Origin of the sequence: Steroidobacter sp. (genome assembly GCF_036402275.1) — a bacterium.
Classification (GTDB): domain Bacteria; phylum Pseudomonadota; class Gammaproteobacteria; order Steroidobacterales; family Steroidobacteraceae; genus Steroidobacter.
The window spans coordinates 514,974-531,079 of record NZ_DASWTF010000033.1; the positions used below are offsets into that span (position 1 = coordinate 514,974).

Genomic DNA, 16,106 nt, shown 5'->3' on the forward strand with positions numbered 1-16,106 from the left:
TGTTAGAGATTCCTGGCCTCGAAACGTGCGATCACGGCCTTCTGCTTGTCCAGCAGCTCCAGCTGCTGGCCGACGAAGCGCCAGTCGGTGGCGACTCTCATCGCTTGGATCAGCCCGGTCTCGGTGGACATATCGGAGCAGACCATGCGCGTGGCAATCACCTCGCCGAAGCTGATTTTCGAGCCGGTTTGTTTGTAACTGGTCGAAATGCGATTGCAGCCGGCGTAACCCACCACGGCGGCGTCGTTCGAGTTGAGCACGATATAGGCCTCGCGGGCGCCCTCGCCGAGAGTCACCGCTTTGTCGCCGAGTTGCACGGGCACCCAGCGGGTTCCCACCAACTCGTGCGTCACTTCATCCGACCCTTCCGCGGGATCGTTGCTATGACAGGCAGCCACTGCAAGCAGCGTCGCGATGAGGACGTACTTGGCTGGACCCATACGTTGTAACTCCAGGTGCGCTCGGTCAGAAAATCGAGGACCCGGTAAAATACAACCTGAACCGGCCGCCGTCGAGCGGCGGCGCACGCTAGGCGTTGGGCTGGGGCACGGGCCTCAGCTGCTGCCAGGCCACGTAGTAGAGCGCACCGATGGCGCCCCAGCCGAGCAGCACATAGTAAGGACGGACATCGGCACCGAGACCGAGCACGATGACGGTCAAGGCGCTCACGACGCCGGCGTAGCCCCAGAGCCGCATCGCGTTGGGGCTGAACTTGAAGCGCGCGTTCTCATAGAGATCCGGATGCTCCTTGACCACCTTGGCGGCGCACAGGCTGGTGGTCACGTACTTGAGCAAGGTCGGAATGCTCACCGATAAGAACAGGAATGTCAGGCTCATCGGCAACGCCAGACAAACCACGCAGCACCCGAACACCGCCAGACAGGCCATGTGGGGCGTGCCCCAACGAGGATGAACGGCGGCCAGCGCCGGAGGCAGCACGCCGGCGCGCGCCATCGCGAACAGGCTTCGGCTGAACACCATAAAAATGGCGTTCAGCGACTTGCCGATGGCCACGACCGCCGCCAGCACGATGACCGGTTTGGCCAGTGGCCCCATGAAGCGTGTGGCCGCATCGAGAATGGGCGTGCGACTGGCGGACAGCACGTCCGTACCGAGAATGCCCAACGCGACCACTGCCACCAGCAAGTACAGCGCCACCGCCGAGGTGATCGATAAAGCGATGCCGAGTGGAATCATCCGCCGTCCGTTGCTGACTTCGTCGCCCACTTCGGTGGCCGCCTCGATGCCGAAGAACAGGCTCACCAACAGCGGCACGGCGGCCAGCACGCCCGCCCAGTTCAAGTTCTCGGCCACCGAAAAGTGAACCGCCTCGACTGCCGTGGCGCCCCAACCCGCGAAGATAAGAAACAGCACCACCAGGGCGGCCATCAACGTCTTCTGCACGCGCGCCGCGATGCCGACCCCGAACAGATTCGCCAGCAACACCAGCGAGAACAACAACAGCATGGTCGGCTTCGTGGGTACCGGCACGAGCATCGATACATACTGCACCAACACCAGCGCCAACACGATCATGGCGCTGCTGCTACCCGCGATGCGCAGCCATGCAATGAAGAACCCTACCGCAGGATGAATGAAGCGACGCGGCCATTCATAGGAAGCGCCGGACGTCGGCAACGCCGAGCCCATGAAAGCGTAGTTCACGGCGATGACGAACATCGGCACCGCTGCGATGAGCACCGAAAGGAGCATGCCCGTACCGGCCAGTGCCGTCGCCGGCGCGATCACTGAGAAAATCGCCACGCCGACCGCCGTACCCAAGCCCAGGGCAACGACGGCGGCAAGGTCCACGCCCTGCTTGAGTTGTGACTGCAATCGATTGATTCCGATATCAGCTGGCCGGGCCGCTCAGGGCCGGCGCGGCGGTGAAGGGCTTGATGCCCAGCGCCTGATAGATTTCAGAAGGGAAATACAACAGCCCGTCCTTCATGACCAGACGGATCTGCCGAACCGCGGACACATTCCTCGTCGGATCGCCGGGCACGAGGAAGAAGTCGGCGAACTTGCCCGCTTCGATGCTGCCCAGACTCTGCTCGAAGCCGAGATACTTCTCGCAATCGTAGGTGGCCATGCGCAGCACCTTGGCCGCGGGGATGCCGGCCTTCTCGTACAACTCCAGCTCGCGATGCACGGTAAAGCCCGTGGTGTCGTCGGTGCCCGGCAGCATCTGAATGCCTTCGCTGTACAGCACTTTCATCAGATCGAGCAGCTTGTCCACCGAGCTGAGATAAGCCTCGTCCTCTTCGTGGTCCTTGAACTCGACGAAGGAGCGCTTGCGGTAGCGCTGGTAGCCGATGGGCATGTGATCCAGATACGGCGCGTCGCCGGCCTGCACCTTGCCCGCGCGACTGGCCATCAGGCGTTCGAGAATGACGGTCGTGGTATCGAGCGCGATCTTGTGTTCCTTCATCAGCGCGATGGTGGTGCGCACCTTCTCGCTGTTCAGATCCAGCTCCGCGGTCTTAGCCATCCGAGTGAGTCGCAGCGTGGTGCGAGTATCGTCCTGCGGGGTGGTGAGCCAGCCGAGCACCAGCTGATTGATGTGGTTGATCTCGTTGTATCCGTCGCGGATCGCACGATCGGGCGACATGAACGCCGGCACGTGTCCGCTCACCCGCATGCCCAACCGATGAGCTTCCTGCGCGACGGGCGCGACCCAGTCCGGATTGAACGAGTTGTAGATCTTCATTTGCCGGTAGCCGTGGTCCGAATACCAGCGCACGATCTCGATCGCTTCCGACAGCGTCTCCGGAATGCGGCCGATGCGCGCCGAATAGGAACTGCGGCCTTCGATCAAACCAGCGCGCACGATGCGTGGGCCCGGCAGCTCGCCTTTGTCGATGCGTTGAACCAGATCGAGCAGCAGCGCGTTGTCGTTGCCGAGATCGCGAACGCCCGTCACACCCGCGGCGAGATAAAACAATCCCGACTCGTCCGAGTTATGCGAGTGCATGTCATGCAGGCCGGCGACCAGCGTGCCGCCATCGCCATCGATCGCCACCTCGTCGGCTGGCGCTTTGAATCCGGCGGGCTCCGGCGCAACGCTGGAGATGCGATTGCGGAACACCACCACCGAGACCGCGTCGCTCAACTTCTCAGTGTGAGGATCGTAGACGCGAACGTTGCGGATGCGGATGGGAACATCGAAGCGATGCGCCAGACGCTGCTGCATTTCCTCCAGGCGATTGACGCGCAGATTGCGCTCCAGCTCCTGCAGCTCTTCGACCTTGGACTCGAAGCCCGTGCGCACCAGCACCTGACGCGAGCTGAGCTGAGCAAACAAACTGCCATCGGCGGCCAGCAACAACATTTCCGGCGCGAGATTCGCGCCTGTGATTGCGTACGCCGTGACGGGCACGTCGCCCACGTGTGTCTTCTGCAGCTCTTCCAGACGCAATGTGCCCGAGGGCGCCACGTCGAGAGTGCGGTCTTTGGCCTTCAGCAGAGTGCGAACATACAACCCCGAGCTCCAGGGGCTGCCGTCGTTGGTGATATAGAGCTTGGGCTGCGCCATGCGGCTGCTGCCCTTGCCGTCCTGTCCGTGCCACTTCGCCGAGCCCCGCTGCCAGGTGAATTGCTCGTCGATGGCGGCGCCGAAAGTGGACTTGCCGGTGATGCGCCACTGCGTCGGAATGCCAGCCTCGTTCAACGTCAGCTGCTCGCGGATCTTCGGACCGCGGCCGTTGTTATTTACTTCGTAGCTGATGTCGACAATGGCGCCGTCGACGGTGGCGATCATCGAGCCGACCTTTTCCTTGGCGGAAATGACAGAATATTCATCCGTCGCCGCAGCCGCCCAGCCATGCATACACAATGCGCCAATCAGCACGCCGACGCGCGTAACGTTGCGCCCCAGATTCATTCGTAGACAGCCCCTGCTGACGCCCGTACGAAGCCACGGGCACTGTTCCTATAGTGCCAGCAAGCGGCGGCATAACTTATGCTTCCATGCGCCGGCGTGACGCGGTTGGAGCATGGCGCATTCCTCCCAGAAGCGACTGCTTGAATCTTTAGCCCCCTCGCCCTTGAGGGCGAGGGGATTGGGAGGTGTGGGTGATCTAAATCGGCTTGTAGGTCAGCAGCACGAAGCTGCCCGGATGATACGTCTCCTTGGCATTGCCCTGAGCGTCCGGCTTGCCAGTCGTCATATCGGCGGTCACGAGATACAGATTCCCGTTGCGCTCGTCCATGAACATCATGCGCGCTTCGACGCGAGTGGTGACGGTGCCGAGCAACTCATATTGATCCGCGCCCTGCTGCTGGATGACGGTCACGTAGCCTTCGTTGCTAGAAGTCACAATGCGCTTACGCTTCTCGTCGATGCCGATGCCGTCGATCCGCGGACCGATGGGAACGCTCGCCGTCACCTTGCCGCTGGCCGGATCGAACGAGAAGAACTGCGGCTTGTCGCCGACGCAAGCAGCGATGATGCGTTTGGTGCTCGCCTGCCAGCGCGTCTTGGAAACATTGCAAGGCGCATTCCAGCGCGCGGTTTCTTTCAGCGTCTTCGGGTCGAGCTTCAGGATCAGATTGTTATAACGCGCTGGCGCGTAGATATTGCCCGCCTCGTCGATCGCCGGATCGTCCATCTTCCGGAACGGGAACGTCGTGGTCTTGAGCAACTTGCCGGTGGCGGCGTCCAGCGTGTACCACGTCGACTGCGACGGCCGCGAGCTGGTGATGAAGTGAATTTCCTTGGTGAGCGGATTGTGCACGCCGCTGTTCAGGCCGCCTTCCTTGTCGAGCGCCAGACGCTCGATGGGCTTGAGCGTCTTCAGATCGAAGCTCAACAACGAGCCATCGGTATTCGCGACGTAGCCACGGTTGTACTGAGGCAGCAGCAGCGGCCCGTTTGCGCCCTTGGAATTCTCCACGGTGGTGACGATCTTGCCCTGGTCCACGTCGAACACGGTGAGCCCGTCGGCGTCGCGAGCCAGGAACAGACGGCTGCTGCCCGGCTGCATCTTGATGTAGTCCCAACCGATCTCGGTGCTGGGCAAAGTCACCGACGAAGAGAACTTGTAGAGCAGACCGGCGTCGTCGGCTTGCGCCAGACCCGTCGCGCCGAGTGCAACGGCCGCGGTCATGACCAGAGAACGTAACTGCATCGAACCCCTCCTGCGTGATTGCGCGGCAGTATGCGTTCGACTTGCTGATATTTAACTGACGGGGGACTTGGGCGGCGCACGAGCCGTCTGTCATGAAATCCGACAGTCATGCGCTGTCACAGACATGTCAACACCGGCCGCGAGGGGCGAAAATGAATCAGGCGATCCCCGAAAATTCTGCAGATGTGCAACCGGCACGCAATTCCTGCAACCCGCCTGCCTATACTGTTGACATGAAAGTCCTCGATGCTCCGATCGAGTCGCGATTTCACTTGCTGGCGAGGGCGATGCGCACGCTAGTCGATCTGCTCCACACGGAGCATGGCTACGCACGGATTTTTTACGACCAGGACGGTTACAGCTACGAGTTGGACAGCTATCAGCAAGCGCCGATGGCGGACCTGTTCACTCGGATGCTCGGCTATGCGTCCGCTTCCGAAGCTGCCGAGGCTGCCCGGCAGACTCTCTCGGCCATTCACACCCTGCCTCGCGGCCGAAGCACCAAGGGTCGCGCTCGCGGCCGCCGCGCTCGGCAGCCAGAAGCCACTCAGCTCCTCCTTCCCGTCAGCGCCGCCTGACTTCCTACGCCGGCGCGTGTAGCAGCGCCTTGTACCACAGACCGCTGCGCTTCAACGTCCGCTGCAGAGTGGCGTAGTCGACATGCACGATGCCGAAGCGCTTGCTGTAGCCCTCGGCCCACTCGAAGTTGTCCATCAGACTCCAGACAAAGTAGCCGCGCACATCGACGCCATGCTCGATGGCTTCGGCGACCGCAAGCAGATGCGATTCGATGTACTGCCGGCGTTGCTCGTCTTCGATCCGCCCGTCCAGGTACTGATCGCGATAGGCCGCGCCGTTCTCGGTAATGAAGATCGGCGGCAATCGATAGTCGCGCTTCAAACGCAGCAGGAGATCGGATAAGGCGCGCGGCGCCACTTCCCAACCCATGTCCGTCACGGCAGCGCCACTCGAGGCCGGCGAGGCGGGGTTGGAACTGCTGGACACCGTCGGATGGTAATAATTGATGCCGACGAAATCGCACGGCTGCGCGATGAACTCCGCATCGCCCGCTTGCACCTGCGGCGCATCCGCACCGAGATACTCGACGATGTCGCGCGGGTACTCGCCCTTGAACAGCGCATCCGTGTACCAGCGAATGAGACGACCGTCTTCGAGACGAGCGTGATGAGCATCGACTTCGGAATCCGTCTCCGGACGAACTGGCGACATGTTCAAGACGATGCCAACGTCGGCCTTCGTCCCGACGGCGCGAATCGCCTGCATGGCCAACCCATGGCTCAACAACAAGTGATGGCTGGCCTGATAGGCGATGCGGCGATCCTTCACGCCCGGCGCGAACACGCCTCGCTCATAGCCGAGCACCGCGGACACCCACGGCTCGTTGTGAGTCGCGATGGACACGAGACGATCGCCGAGGCGACGCGTTACTAGCTCGGCGTACTCGGCAAAACGATATGCAGTGTCACGAGCAAACCAGCCGCCGCCCTGACGCTGCAGTTCAGCGGGCAAGTCCCAGTGATAGAGCGTCGCATACGGCTGAATGTTTCTAGCCAGCAAGCCATCGACCAGGCGCTCATAGAACGCAAGACCGCGATCGTTCACCGGCCCCGAGCCAGCGGGCTGCACGCGCGGCCAGGAAATGGAAAAACGATACGCCGTCACGCCGAGATCGGCGATCAGATCCAGATCGGACTCCAGGCGATGATAGTGATCGCAGGCCACGTCGCCGTTGCCGCCGTCGGCGATGGCGCCGGGCACGCGACAGAAATCATCCCAGATCGAGGGCCCTTTGCCGTCGCTGCGCGCCGCGCCTTCGATCTGGAACGCGCTGGTGGCCACGCCCCAGACGAAATCGTTGGGAAAGCGCCGACGCAGCTCGGCTACCGGCCAAGCCGCGAAATCAGATATGTGTTGGGACATACGCTGTGAAGACTCGAATCAAACCGATTTGGGCGCCGCCGTCGACTCACGCACGATCAGCTGCACCCGGGGCAAAGAAATATCCGGCTTCTCACCTTGCAACATCTGCAACATGGCCGCGCCCGAGCTCTCGCCCAGCACGCGGATCGATTGGCGCACCGTGGTGAGCGGCGGCACTCGATAGGACGATGAATGCAGATCGTCGAAGCCCACGACGGAAACATCGCGCGGGCAATTGAGCCCACTGCGATACAAGGCCAGGCATGCGCCGTACGCCGACTGGTCGTTCACACAGAACAGCGCGGTGAACTTGTGACCGGACCTCAACAGCCGCATCGTGGCCTCGACGCCGCCTTCTTCATGGAAGTCGCCCGGCACCACCAGTTTCGGGTCGTGAGGAATGCCGGCCTCGGCGAGCGCACGCCGATAGCCTTTGTAACGCAACGACGCGTCCGGGTGATCGAGAATGCCGGCAATAAAAGCGATGTGACGATGACCGAGCCCGATCAAATGCTGAGTCGCCAGCATGCCGCCCTGCTCGTCGTCCACCGGCAGACTGAAAATTCCAGGCGACTTCAGATTGCGCGCGGTGACCACCAGGGGCACCTGCTTGGCATAGTTCGCCAGCTGGCGGTCCTGCAGCCGGCCCGAGAAAATAATGATGCCGTCGACGCGCCGGGACAGCAGCTCGGACATACAGCGCTCTTCGTCCTGCTCGTCCCAATTGCCGCTCATGAACAGCGCCGTATAACCGCGCTGCTGCAGATAATCTTCGATGCCGCGCAGACCTTCGCCGTAGAACGGGCTGTCGATGGCCTGCGTGATCACACCGATCGTGTTGGACTTGCCGAGCGCCAGACCGCGCGCGGCGGCATTCGGACGGAAGTTGAGTTTGGCGATGGCCGCCTCGACCGCATCCTTGCGCTCGGGGCTCACCTTCGCGGTGCCGTTGATGATGCGCGATACAGTGGCGATGGACACACCGGCTTCCTTCGCCACCATTTCCAGCGTGGGTGGAGAATCGGGGGCAGCGGTCGTAGCGCGCTTCTTGGCGTTGTTGTTGGCGGCTCGCTTGCTCATCGTCACGCCTTGGCCGTCATCAGGTCGCTTTCCAGCTGCTCGAGGGTGCGGCCTTTTGTTTCCGGCACGAGCAGCACCACGAACAGCAACGCCGCGGTGGCGAACAAAGCGAATGCCAGAAACGTCCCGCCCGACCCCAGCGTCGAGAGCGCCCAGGGAAAAATCATTGTCACAGTGGCGCTGACCAGGGCGTTCCAGAATCCTGCTACCGAGATGGCAGCGGCCCGCTGCTCGTTCGGAAAGATCTCCGATAGCAGCACCCACATCACTGGCCCGAGCGAAATCGCGAACGACGCGACGAAACCGATGATGGCGATCAGCACCAGCCTGGCATTGTAACTTTCCTGGCTGAACGCCCAGCTGATGGCAAACAAGGACAGCGCCATGCCGGCGATGCCCATGATCAGCAGCGGCTTGCGCCCCAGCTTATCGATCAGCCAGATGGCGACGAACGTCATCAACACGTTCACCACGCCGACCATCACGGCTTGCCGGAACGCGTCGTCCACACCGCCGCCGGCCTGCGAGAAGATCGTCGGCAGATAATAGAAGATGGCGTTGATGCCAGTGATCTGCTGAAAGAAAGCCAATCCGAGCGCGACGATCATGATGAGTCGCACGCGCGAGTCCAGCAGACCGCGGAAGCCGCGCGATACTGCTTTCATCGCCAGGCTCTGGCGGATCTGATGCAGATTGTCCTGCGCCTGCTGCTCGCCGGCGACTCGGCGCAACACCTGCAGTGCGGCTTCATCGCGTCCCTTGAGCAGCAACCAGCGAGGGCTTTCCGGCACGAACCAGAGCAAAGTGAAATACAGCAGCGCCGGCACCATCTGCACGCCGAGCATGTAGCGCCAGTTGTGCTCGCCCGTCTCCAGCAGGAAATAGTTGGAAAAGAACGAGGCCGAGATGCCGATGACGATCATCAGTTGATTCAACGACACCAGGCTGCCGCGCTTGTCGGCCGGCGCGATCTCCGCGATGTACACCGGCGCGATCAGAATGGCGCCACCGACAGCCAGACCGCCGACGATGCGCGCGGCCACGAAACTTGGAAACGAAGTGGCGGAGGCCGCCAGCAACGAAGACAGCACAAACAATAATGCCGTGCCCATCAGCACTCGACGCCGGCCGAAACGATCGCTCAGCGGCCCGGCGATGGCGTTGCCCGCCATGGCGCCCCAGCCGAGACTGCTGACGGCGAATCCCAACTTCAGGTCGCCGCTCGCGCCGCTCAAAGAAAAATACTCACGAATGAAAGGCACGACGCCGGAAATCACGGTCGCGTCGAAGCCGAGCAGAAATCCCCCGAGCGCCACGGTGAGCGCCACGAATGCGATGTTCAATCTGCCTTGCATATGACTGATCGCTTGTTTGTTTTGTGCCCGCACCGGTGGTTTCACCGGCCGACGTTCATTGTTAGCGGTCACTATGACCGCTTCCCCCAGATTTCACCAGCGCCGCCCGCCGAGCCCGTCAGACCCCGCTTGCCGGAACGCCGGGGAGCATGCTACCGTAATTTGTAAGCGCTTACATCCGGTGTTTCTGGTCGTGTCGATGGGCTGATTGGCCGGACGCGGGCGCAACAATAATTGGCAGCGAATGGACACCGGGGGGCTTTAGTCGTGAGCGATCGCGCATTCCAACGTTATAAATTGGCGCGGGCTATCTCTTTCATTCTTGGAACGGCGGTGGCAATGCCGGCCGTTTCCCAGGAAAGCGCCGAGCTCGAAGAAGTGGTGGTCACCGGCATCCGCGGCAGCCTCACCTCCTCCATGGAGCTGAAGCGCGAGTCGCAGGGTGTGATGGACGGCATCGTGGCCGAGGACATTGGCAAGTTCCCGGACACCAACCTCGCCGAATCCATGCAACGGGTCAGCGGCGTATCCATCGACCGCTCGCTGGGCGAAGGTTCGAAAGTCACGGTGCGCGGCGTCGGCCCGGACTTCAACCTTGTGTTGTTGAATGGCCGGCAGATGCCGGCGTCGGCACTGGAAGATACAGGCGCATCGCCCTCGCGCGCCTTCGATTTCGCCAACCTCGCCTCCGAATCGATCTCCGCGATCGAGGTTTACAAAACCAGCCGCGCCAGCACGCCGACTGGCGGCATCGGCGCGACCATCAACATCAAGACCGCGCGGCCGCTCGACAACCCGGGCTTGCGCACCAGCTTCGGCGCCAAGGGCGTGATGGACACGTCGATCGACAATCTGCCGGACGCCTTGCAGGGCGACTCGATCACTCCGGAAGTCTCGGGTATCTACAGCGATACCTTCGCCGACGACAAGTTCGGCATCGCCGTCAGCGCGAGCTATCAGGAACGCGATTTCGGCTTCAATCAAGCCTCCGTCGCCAATGGCTGGAAAGCATTCGCCGGCGACGAGAACAACTGGGGCACGATTCCCCAGCCCGGCGCGCCCGGCTCGGAGAACATCACCAATCGTCCCGATCCCACCGACACCTACTCGGTGCCGCAGAACCTCGGGTACAGCGTCACGGGCGTGGAGCGTAAGCGCACCAACGGTCAGCTGACGTTGCAGTACGCGCCGACCGACACCATCACGACCACGCTCGATTACACCTACTCCGAGAACAAGATCGCGCAACAGCGCAACGAGTTGTCGGTGTGGTTCAACTTCGGTCCGTCGACCAGCACCTGGACCGACGGTCCGGTGTCCTCGCCGCTGATCTATTCCGAGACCATCTCGCCCGCGACCAGCGACCTGTCGATGGGCGGCGCCAAGTTCGCCACCAAGAACGAAAACAAGTCGCTGGGCTTCAACGTCGAGTGGCAAGCCACCGACAGCTTCGGCCTTGCGTTCGATTATCACGACTCCACGGCCGAATCCGGTGCCGACAGCCCTTACGGTTCCAACGCGGTGCTCGGCGTGGCCGGCTTCTTCCGCGGTACCACGACTGCGGATTTCTCGCGCGATTTCCCTGTGATGAGCGTGCAGTTGCCCCCAGGGCAGACCGGCATCGACGCCTCGCAGATGGAAGTCACGGGATCGAGCTTCCGCAACAGCTACATGAAGACCGGCGTCAAGCAGGCGCAGCTGACCGGCAACCTGGAGTTCTTCGAAGACTCCCGGCTGGATTTCGGCGTGGCGCTGACCGATGTGGAGAATCGCTCGGCGTACTCCAACGTACAGCGCGACACCTGGGGCGGCGCGACCAGCCCGGCTGACTATCCCGACGAAATATGGCGCGCCGACACGGTCCGTCATTACTTCGACAACATCTCCGGCAGCGGCAATCCGGCGCTGTTCAATCAGTTCTTCACGTTCGACTTCGAGACGGTGCGGGGAATCGCGGCGCGCGCCGCGGGTGACGAATCGCTCTACCGCGCGTCGCCGATTTTGGATACGGATCGTCGCGTGAAGGAAGAATCGAAGAGCGCGTTCGTACAGTTCAGCACCCAATGGGAATGGGGCCTGCCCATGCAGGGCGCCGTCGGCTTGCGCTATGAACAGACCGATGTGACATCGCGCGCACTGGTGCCGGTGCCCACAGGCATCGTGTGGGTGGCCGACAACGAGTTCTCGTTGCAGACGACTGGCGGCACGTTCGAGCAGCTCGAAGGCGACTACGACTACGTGCTGCCAAGCCTCGATTTCGCGGTCGACATCACCGATACCCTCAAAGCTCGCGCCAGCTACGGACAGAGCATCGGCCGTCCGTTGTGGGACGACATCCAGGGCGGACGCACGCTCAACCGACTGGTGCGTATCGACGGCGGCACCGGCAACCAGGGCAATCCCGCGCTCAAGCCGCTCGAGTCGGAGAACTTCGATCTGTCGCTCGAGTGGTACTACGGCGAGTCGAACTACATGGCGGTGGGTTACTTCCGCAAGAACATCGACAACTACATCGGCACCACCATTCAGCAGCAGACGCCGTACGAGTTGCTGACGCCATCGGGCGGCGCGTACTTCAACGCCGCGGTCGCGGCCGGCTGCGCCACACCGGCTTGTATTCGTCAGTACATCTTCACGAACTTCGCGGGCCAGCCCGGCGTGACCGTGACTGGCGCCGATGAAACGACCGGCGATCTGCTCGGCACCATCGCCGGCGTGGCGGGCGATCCGGTCGCGACCTTCGCCATCGAGGTGCCGTTGAACCAGAAGTCGGCCACGCTGGACGGCTGGGAATTCAACATCCAGCACATGTTCGGCGACACGGGTTTCGGCGTCTCGGCCAACTACACACTGGTGGACTCCGGCCTGGTCTACGACAACTACTCCCGTTCGGATCAGTTCGCGCTGGTCGGCCTGAGCGACGCGGCGAATCTGGTGGCGTTCTACGAGAACGACAAATTCCAGGTGCGCGCGGCGTACAACTGGCGTGACAAGTTCCTCGCCAACACCATCGATGGCGGCGGCTTGCCGAATCCGGTGTACACCGAGGCTTATGGCCAGTTCGACGTGACCACCAGCTACACCTGGAACGACAACCTGACCTTGATGGCCGAGGTGATCAATCTCACCGACGAGATCTATCGTCAGCACGGACGCACCACGCATCAGCTGATCATGGTCCAGCAGACCGGCCCGCGGTTCATGATCGGCGCGCGTTACAAGTTCGGCGACTAGTCAAAGCCTGCGTTCCCCATGGCAGGTGAAAAAGCCGCTGTTCCCCCGGCGGCTTTTTCTTTTCTAAGCAGGCATAGTAGTGCTTGCGTCAATTGCATCGGGGGCGAATGCAACGATGTCCGAGATCCATCACATCGTGATCGTGGGCGGCGGCTCGGCCGGCTGGCTCACCGCGGGCGTGCTCGCCGCCGAGCACCGTTCGCTGCGAATCACGCTGCTCGAGTCTCCGAACGTCGGCCCCATCGGCGTCGGCGAAGGCACGTGGCCCACGATGCGCGACACGCTCAGAGCCATCGGCGTGACCGAGACCGACTTCATTCGCGAATGCGACGCCTCGTTCAAGCAGGGCTCGAAGTTCCAGCAATGGGTCACGCCGCGACAGGATGACTATTACTTTCATCCCTTCGTCCTGCCCCAGGGCTACACCGAAACCAATCTCGTGGCCGGCTGGCTGGAACGCCACGCACAGGTGCCGTTCGCAGACCTGGTGAGTTTCCAACCGCACCTATGCACGCACGGAAAGGGTCCTAAACAGGCGTCGACGCCCGAGTACGCCGCGGTCGCGAATTACGCATATCACCTCGACGCCGGGAAATTCGGACTGTTCCTGCGCAAACATTGCGTCGAGAAGCTCGGCGTCCAGCACATGCTCGATCACGTCGTCGGCATCAATGTCCGCGATAACGGCGACATCGCGTCCGTGCAGACCAAAGAGAACGGCGCGGTCAGCGGCGATCTATTCGTCGACTGCAGCGGCATGCAATCGCTGCTGCTCGGCCAACACTACGAGGTGCCGTTCAACTCGCAGAGGCACGTGCTGTTCAACGACACCGCGCTGGCCATGCAAGTGCCCTATCAGAGTGACGACAGCCCAATCGCGTCGCAGACGATTTCGACCGCGCAGAGCAACGGTTGGATCTGGGACATCGGCTTACCGACGCGCCGTGGCGTCGGACACGTCTATTCCAGCACGCACACGTCAGATGATGCCGCCGAGCGCGAGCTGCGCGCGTATATCGACCGCACCGCTGGGCCACGAGACATGCCCTCGCCGCGCAAACTCACATTCAATCCCGGCTATCGCGAGAAGTTCTGGCATCGAAACTGCGTGGCCATCGGCTTGTCTGCTGGCTTCATCGAACCGTTGGAAGCCTCGGCCCTGGCGTTGGTCGAGCTCTCCGCCGCGATGCTGCGCGACCAGATGCCCGCGACCCGAGACGCGATGGACATCGTCGCGCGGCGTTTCAACGATTCGTTCACTTATCGATGGGAGCGAGTCATCGACTTCCTCAAACTGCACTACGTGCTCAGCAAGCGCACCGACTCGGATTTCTGGCGGGACAATATCCGGGCGGAGTCGATCCCGGAGCGATTGCAGGAACAGCTGACCTTGTGGCGACACCAGCCGCCTTCCCGTTACGATTTCAATCGAGTCGAGGAGGTGTTCCCATCCGCCAGTTATCAGTACGTGCTGTACGGAATGGGCTTTCGGCCTGAGCGGACTCAGAACCTACGTCGCGCGGACGACGCGGATCGCGCCGATGGTTACTTTCGTGAAGCAGCGGCGCTGACAGCGAAGATGCTGGCGGGGTTACCCACCAATCGCGCGCTGATCGAACACATCAAGCGCCACGGCCTGTCGAAGATCTAAGCCATGAGCAAACACGCCCTGCTGAACAATCGAGATCACAAGGATCTGCGCGTGATCACCACGCGCAGCGCCGAGTACGGCGACAACGTGATGCTCGCGCTCACGTTCCCGTCGGAGTTTCGCAACCTGCAGGCGCACTACCCCATTGTGTTCCGCAAGAATGCGCAGGGTCAGTTCGAGCCCGTCGCATTAGTCGGATTGAAGGACGGCCAGAATCTGTTTCTGACCCAACGAGGCTGGGACGCGACCTACATCCCGCTGACCATCGAGCGCCAGCCGTTCCTCATCGGCTTTTCCGCGGATCGACAGCCGTTGATGCACATCGATCTGGATCACCCGCGAGTCAGCCGCGACGCGGGCGAGCCGCTGTTCCGCGAATTCGGCGGCAACACTGAGTTCCTGGAACGGATGAGCTCGGTGCTGCTCGCCATCCATGAGGGCTTGGCCAGCAACGAGCCCTTCATCGGCGCACTCCTCCAGCACAATTTGCTCGAGTCGTTCGCACTCGAGATCCAGTTGAACGACGGCTCGCAGAATCGACTGGCTGGCTTCTACACCATCCACGAGGAGCGCCTGCGCGACCTGAATGGCGCAGTGCTGGAGCGTTTGAATCGCGCCGGTCACCTGTCGGCCATCCACATGGCGATCGCGTCGCTCTCACAGTTCCGAGCGCTGATCGAGCGCATGAACAAGCGCAATGCTGGCGATCTCTAACAAAGTTCGCGAGATCGCCGGCGTCGATCCGCGCGCGCTGCCCGACGAGGTGCTGCTCTCGACGCAGCCTGTCGTACTCAAAGGGCTGGTGGCGGATTGGCCCCTGGTGCGCGCGGGACTCGAGTCGAATCAGGCTGCCATCGCCTACATTCGCAAGTTCTATCAGGGCGCGACCGTCGGCGCCTTGCTGGGCGGCCCGGACATCGAGGGCCGCTTCTTTTATAACCAGGATCTCAGCGGCTTCAATTTCAAACCGGTGAAGCTCAAGCTGGATGTGATGCTCGACGAAGTCGAGCGTCACAAAGACGCGGCGAATCCGCCGGCGATCTATGTGGGCTCGACTACCGTAGACACCTGCCTGCCGGGATTCCGCAGCGAGAACGATCTGGGCTTCGGCGATCGTCAGCCGCTGGTGAGCATCTGGCTCGGCAACCGCACACGCATCGCGGCTCATCATGACTTGCCGGACAACATCGCCTGCGTGGTGGTTGGCCATCGGCGCTTCACATTGTTTCCACCGGCGCAGCTGCAGAACCTGTACATCGGGCCGCTGGATTTCACGCCCGCGGGGCAGGCCATCAGCATGGTGGATTTCGCCAAGCCCGACTTGCAGCGGTTTCCGAAATTCGCCGAAGCCGTGCGGCACGCGCAAGTCGCGGAGTTGGGGCCGGGCGACGCGATTTTCATTCCCAGCATGTGGTGGCATCACATCGAGGCGCTCGACACGCTCAACGTGCTCGTGAACTACTGGTGGCGCCAGTCACCCGCGTTCATGGATTCACCCATCGGCGCGCTCATGCTGGCAATCATGACCGTGCGCGATTTGCCGAAAGAACAGCGCGACGCATGGTTCAACCTGTTTCGTCACTATGTCTTCGAAGCGGACGAGAACACCGCCGCTCACATTCCAGAAGCCGCGCGTCGCGCGCTGGCGCCCATGGACGCCGACATCGTCCGCGACATCCGCGCCCGGCTGCTACAAAGATTGAATCGCTGATGGAC

General features: G+C 62.0%; 12 protein-coding genes. 5 read left to right on the forward strand and 7 right to left on the reverse strand.

Translation table 11 applies throughout. The features are described 5' to 3' along the window. Positions 1–2: 2 nt before the first annotated feature. From VGD45_RS17710 to VGD45_RS17725, 4 genes are all read right to left on the reverse strand, one after another. Entirely contained in the window at positions 3–440 is a 438-nt protein-coding gene (locus tag VGD45_RS17710; RefSeq protein ID WP_331156663.1) for an META domain-containing protein, read from the reverse strand. A gap of 88 nt (positions 441–528) precedes the next feature. Beyond that, complete coding sequence (locus VGD45_RS17715; protein ID WP_331156664.1) at positions 529–1,836, reverse strand: APC family permease; 1,308 nt, start codon at positions 1,834–1,836, stop codon at positions 529–531. 16 nt (positions 1,837–1,852) lie between these two features. Continuing rightward, positions 1,853–3,883: an amidohydrolase family protein gene (locus VGD45_RS17720; RefSeq protein ID WP_331156665.1), complete on the reverse strand. Its 2,031-nt coding sequence runs from the start codon at positions 3,881–3,883 to the stop codon at positions 1,853–1,855. Between the two features lie 196 nt (positions 3,884–4,079). Continuing rightward, positions 4,080–5,129, reverse strand: a complete 1,050-nt coding sequence (locus VGD45_RS17725) for a hypothetical protein (protein ID WP_331156666.1) — start codon at positions 5,127–5,129, stop codon at positions 4,080–4,082. 287 nt (positions 5,130–5,416) lie between these two features. Between VGD45_RS17725 and VGD45_RS17730 the strand changes: the two genes are divergently transcribed. Further along, positions 5,417–5,707 (forward strand): hypothetical protein, encoded by a 291-nt coding sequence (locus VGD45_RS17730; RefSeq protein WP_331156667.1) that lies wholly within the window; start codon positions 5,417–5,419, stop codon positions 5,705–5,707. Positions 5,708–5,711: 4 nt separating this feature from the next. On the opposite strand, the gene VGD45_RS17735 is transcribed toward VGD45_RS17730, so the two are convergent. The 3 genes from VGD45_RS17735 to VGD45_RS17745 are packed head-to-tail and all read right to left on the reverse strand — an operon-like array spanning position 5,712 to position 9,505. Then, positions 5,712–7,070 (reverse strand): GH1 family beta-glucosidase, encoded by a 1,359-nt coding sequence (locus tag VGD45_RS17735; RefSeq protein ID WP_331156668.1) that lies wholly within the window; start codon positions 7,068–7,070, stop codon positions 5,712–5,714. Between the two features lie 18 nt (positions 7,071–7,088). Beyond that, complete coding sequence (locus VGD45_RS17740; protein WP_331156669.1) at positions 7,089–8,150, reverse strand: LacI family DNA-binding transcriptional regulator; 1,062 nt, start codon at positions 8,148–8,150, stop codon at positions 7,089–7,091. Between the two features lie 2 nt (positions 8,151–8,152). Further along, entirely contained in the window at positions 8,153–9,505 is a 1,353-nt protein-coding gene (locus VGD45_RS17745) for a sugar porter family MFS transporter (protein WP_331156670.1), read from the reverse strand. Positions 9,506–9,844: 339 nt separating this feature from the next. Here VGD45_RS17745 and VGD45_RS17750 point away from each other — a divergent pair, with 339 nt between their 5' ends. From VGD45_RS17750 to VGD45_RS17765, 4 genes are all read left to right on the forward strand, one after another. Beyond that, the gene (locus tag VGD45_RS17750) at positions 9,845–12,739 is read left to right on the forward strand and encodes a TonB-dependent receptor (RefSeq protein WP_331156671.1); all 2,895 of its coding nucleotides are present in this window, start codon (positions 9,845–9,847) and stop codon (positions 12,737–12,739) included. A 115-nt stretch (positions 12,740–12,854) separates the two neighbouring features. Next, complete coding sequence (locus VGD45_RS17755) at positions 12,855–14,390, forward strand: tryptophan halogenase family protein (protein WP_331156672.1); 1,536 nt, start codon at positions 12,855–12,857, stop codon at positions 14,388–14,390. A gap of 3 nt (positions 14,391–14,393) precedes the next feature. Beyond that, complete coding sequence (locus VGD45_RS17760; protein ID WP_331156673.1) at positions 14,394–15,104, forward strand: SapC family protein; 711 nt, start codon at positions 14,394–14,396, stop codon at positions 15,102–15,104. Next, positions 15,088–16,101, forward strand: coding sequence for a cupin-like domain-containing protein (locus tag VGD45_RS17765; RefSeq protein ID WP_331156674.1), 1,014 nt, complete (start codon positions 15,088–15,090; stop codon positions 16,099–16,101). The genes VGD45_RS17760 and VGD45_RS17765 overlap by 17 nt, the downstream gene beginning before the upstream one ends. The last annotated feature ends 5 nt before the right edge of the window (positions 16,102–16,106 follow it).

Bases quoted from the DNA above. Each gene is read 5' to 3' on its own strand.
- VGD45_RS17710 (WP_331156663.1), bottom strand. From the start codon at position 440: ATGGGTCCAGCCAAGTACGTCCTCATCGCGACGCTGCTTGCAGTGGCT.
- VGD45_RS17720 (WP_331156665.1), bottom strand. From the start codon at position 3,883: ATGAATCTGGGGCGCAACGTTACGCGCGTCGGCGTGCTGATTGGCGCA.
- VGD45_RS17725 (WP_331156666.1), bottom strand. From the start codon at position 5,129: ATGCAGTTACGTTCTCTGGTCATGACCGCGGCCGTTGCACTCGGCGCG.
- VGD45_RS17730 (WP_331156667.1), top strand. From the start codon at position 5,417: ATGCGCACGCTAGTCGATCTGCTCCACACGGAGCATGGCTACGCACGG.
- VGD45_RS17735 (WP_331156668.1), bottom strand. From the start codon at position 7,070: ATGTCCCAACACATATCTGATTTCGCGGCTTGGCCGGTAGCCGAGCTG.
- VGD45_RS17740 (WP_331156669.1), bottom strand. From the start codon at position 8,150: ATGAGCAAGCGAGCCGCCAACAACAACGCCAAGAAGCGCGCTACGACC.
- VGD45_RS17745 (WP_331156670.1), bottom strand. From the start codon at position 9,505: ATGCAAGGCAGATTGAACATCGCATTCGTGGCGCTCACCGTGGCGCTC.
- VGD45_RS17750 (WP_331156671.1), top strand. From the start codon at position 9,845: ATGCCGGCCGTTTCCCAGGAAAGCGCCGAGCTCGAAGAAGTGGTGGTC.
- VGD45_RS17755 (WP_331156672.1), top strand. From the start codon at position 12,855: ATGTCCGAGATCCATCACATCGTGATCGTGGGCGGCGGCTCGGCCGGC.
- VGD45_RS17760 (WP_331156673.1), top strand. From the start codon at position 14,394: ATGAGCAAACACGCCCTGCTGAACAATCGAGATCACAAGGATCTGCGC.
- VGD45_RS17765 (WP_331156674.1), top strand. From the start codon at position 15,088: ATGCTGGCGATCTCTAACAAAGTTCGCGAGATCGCCGGCGTCGATCCG.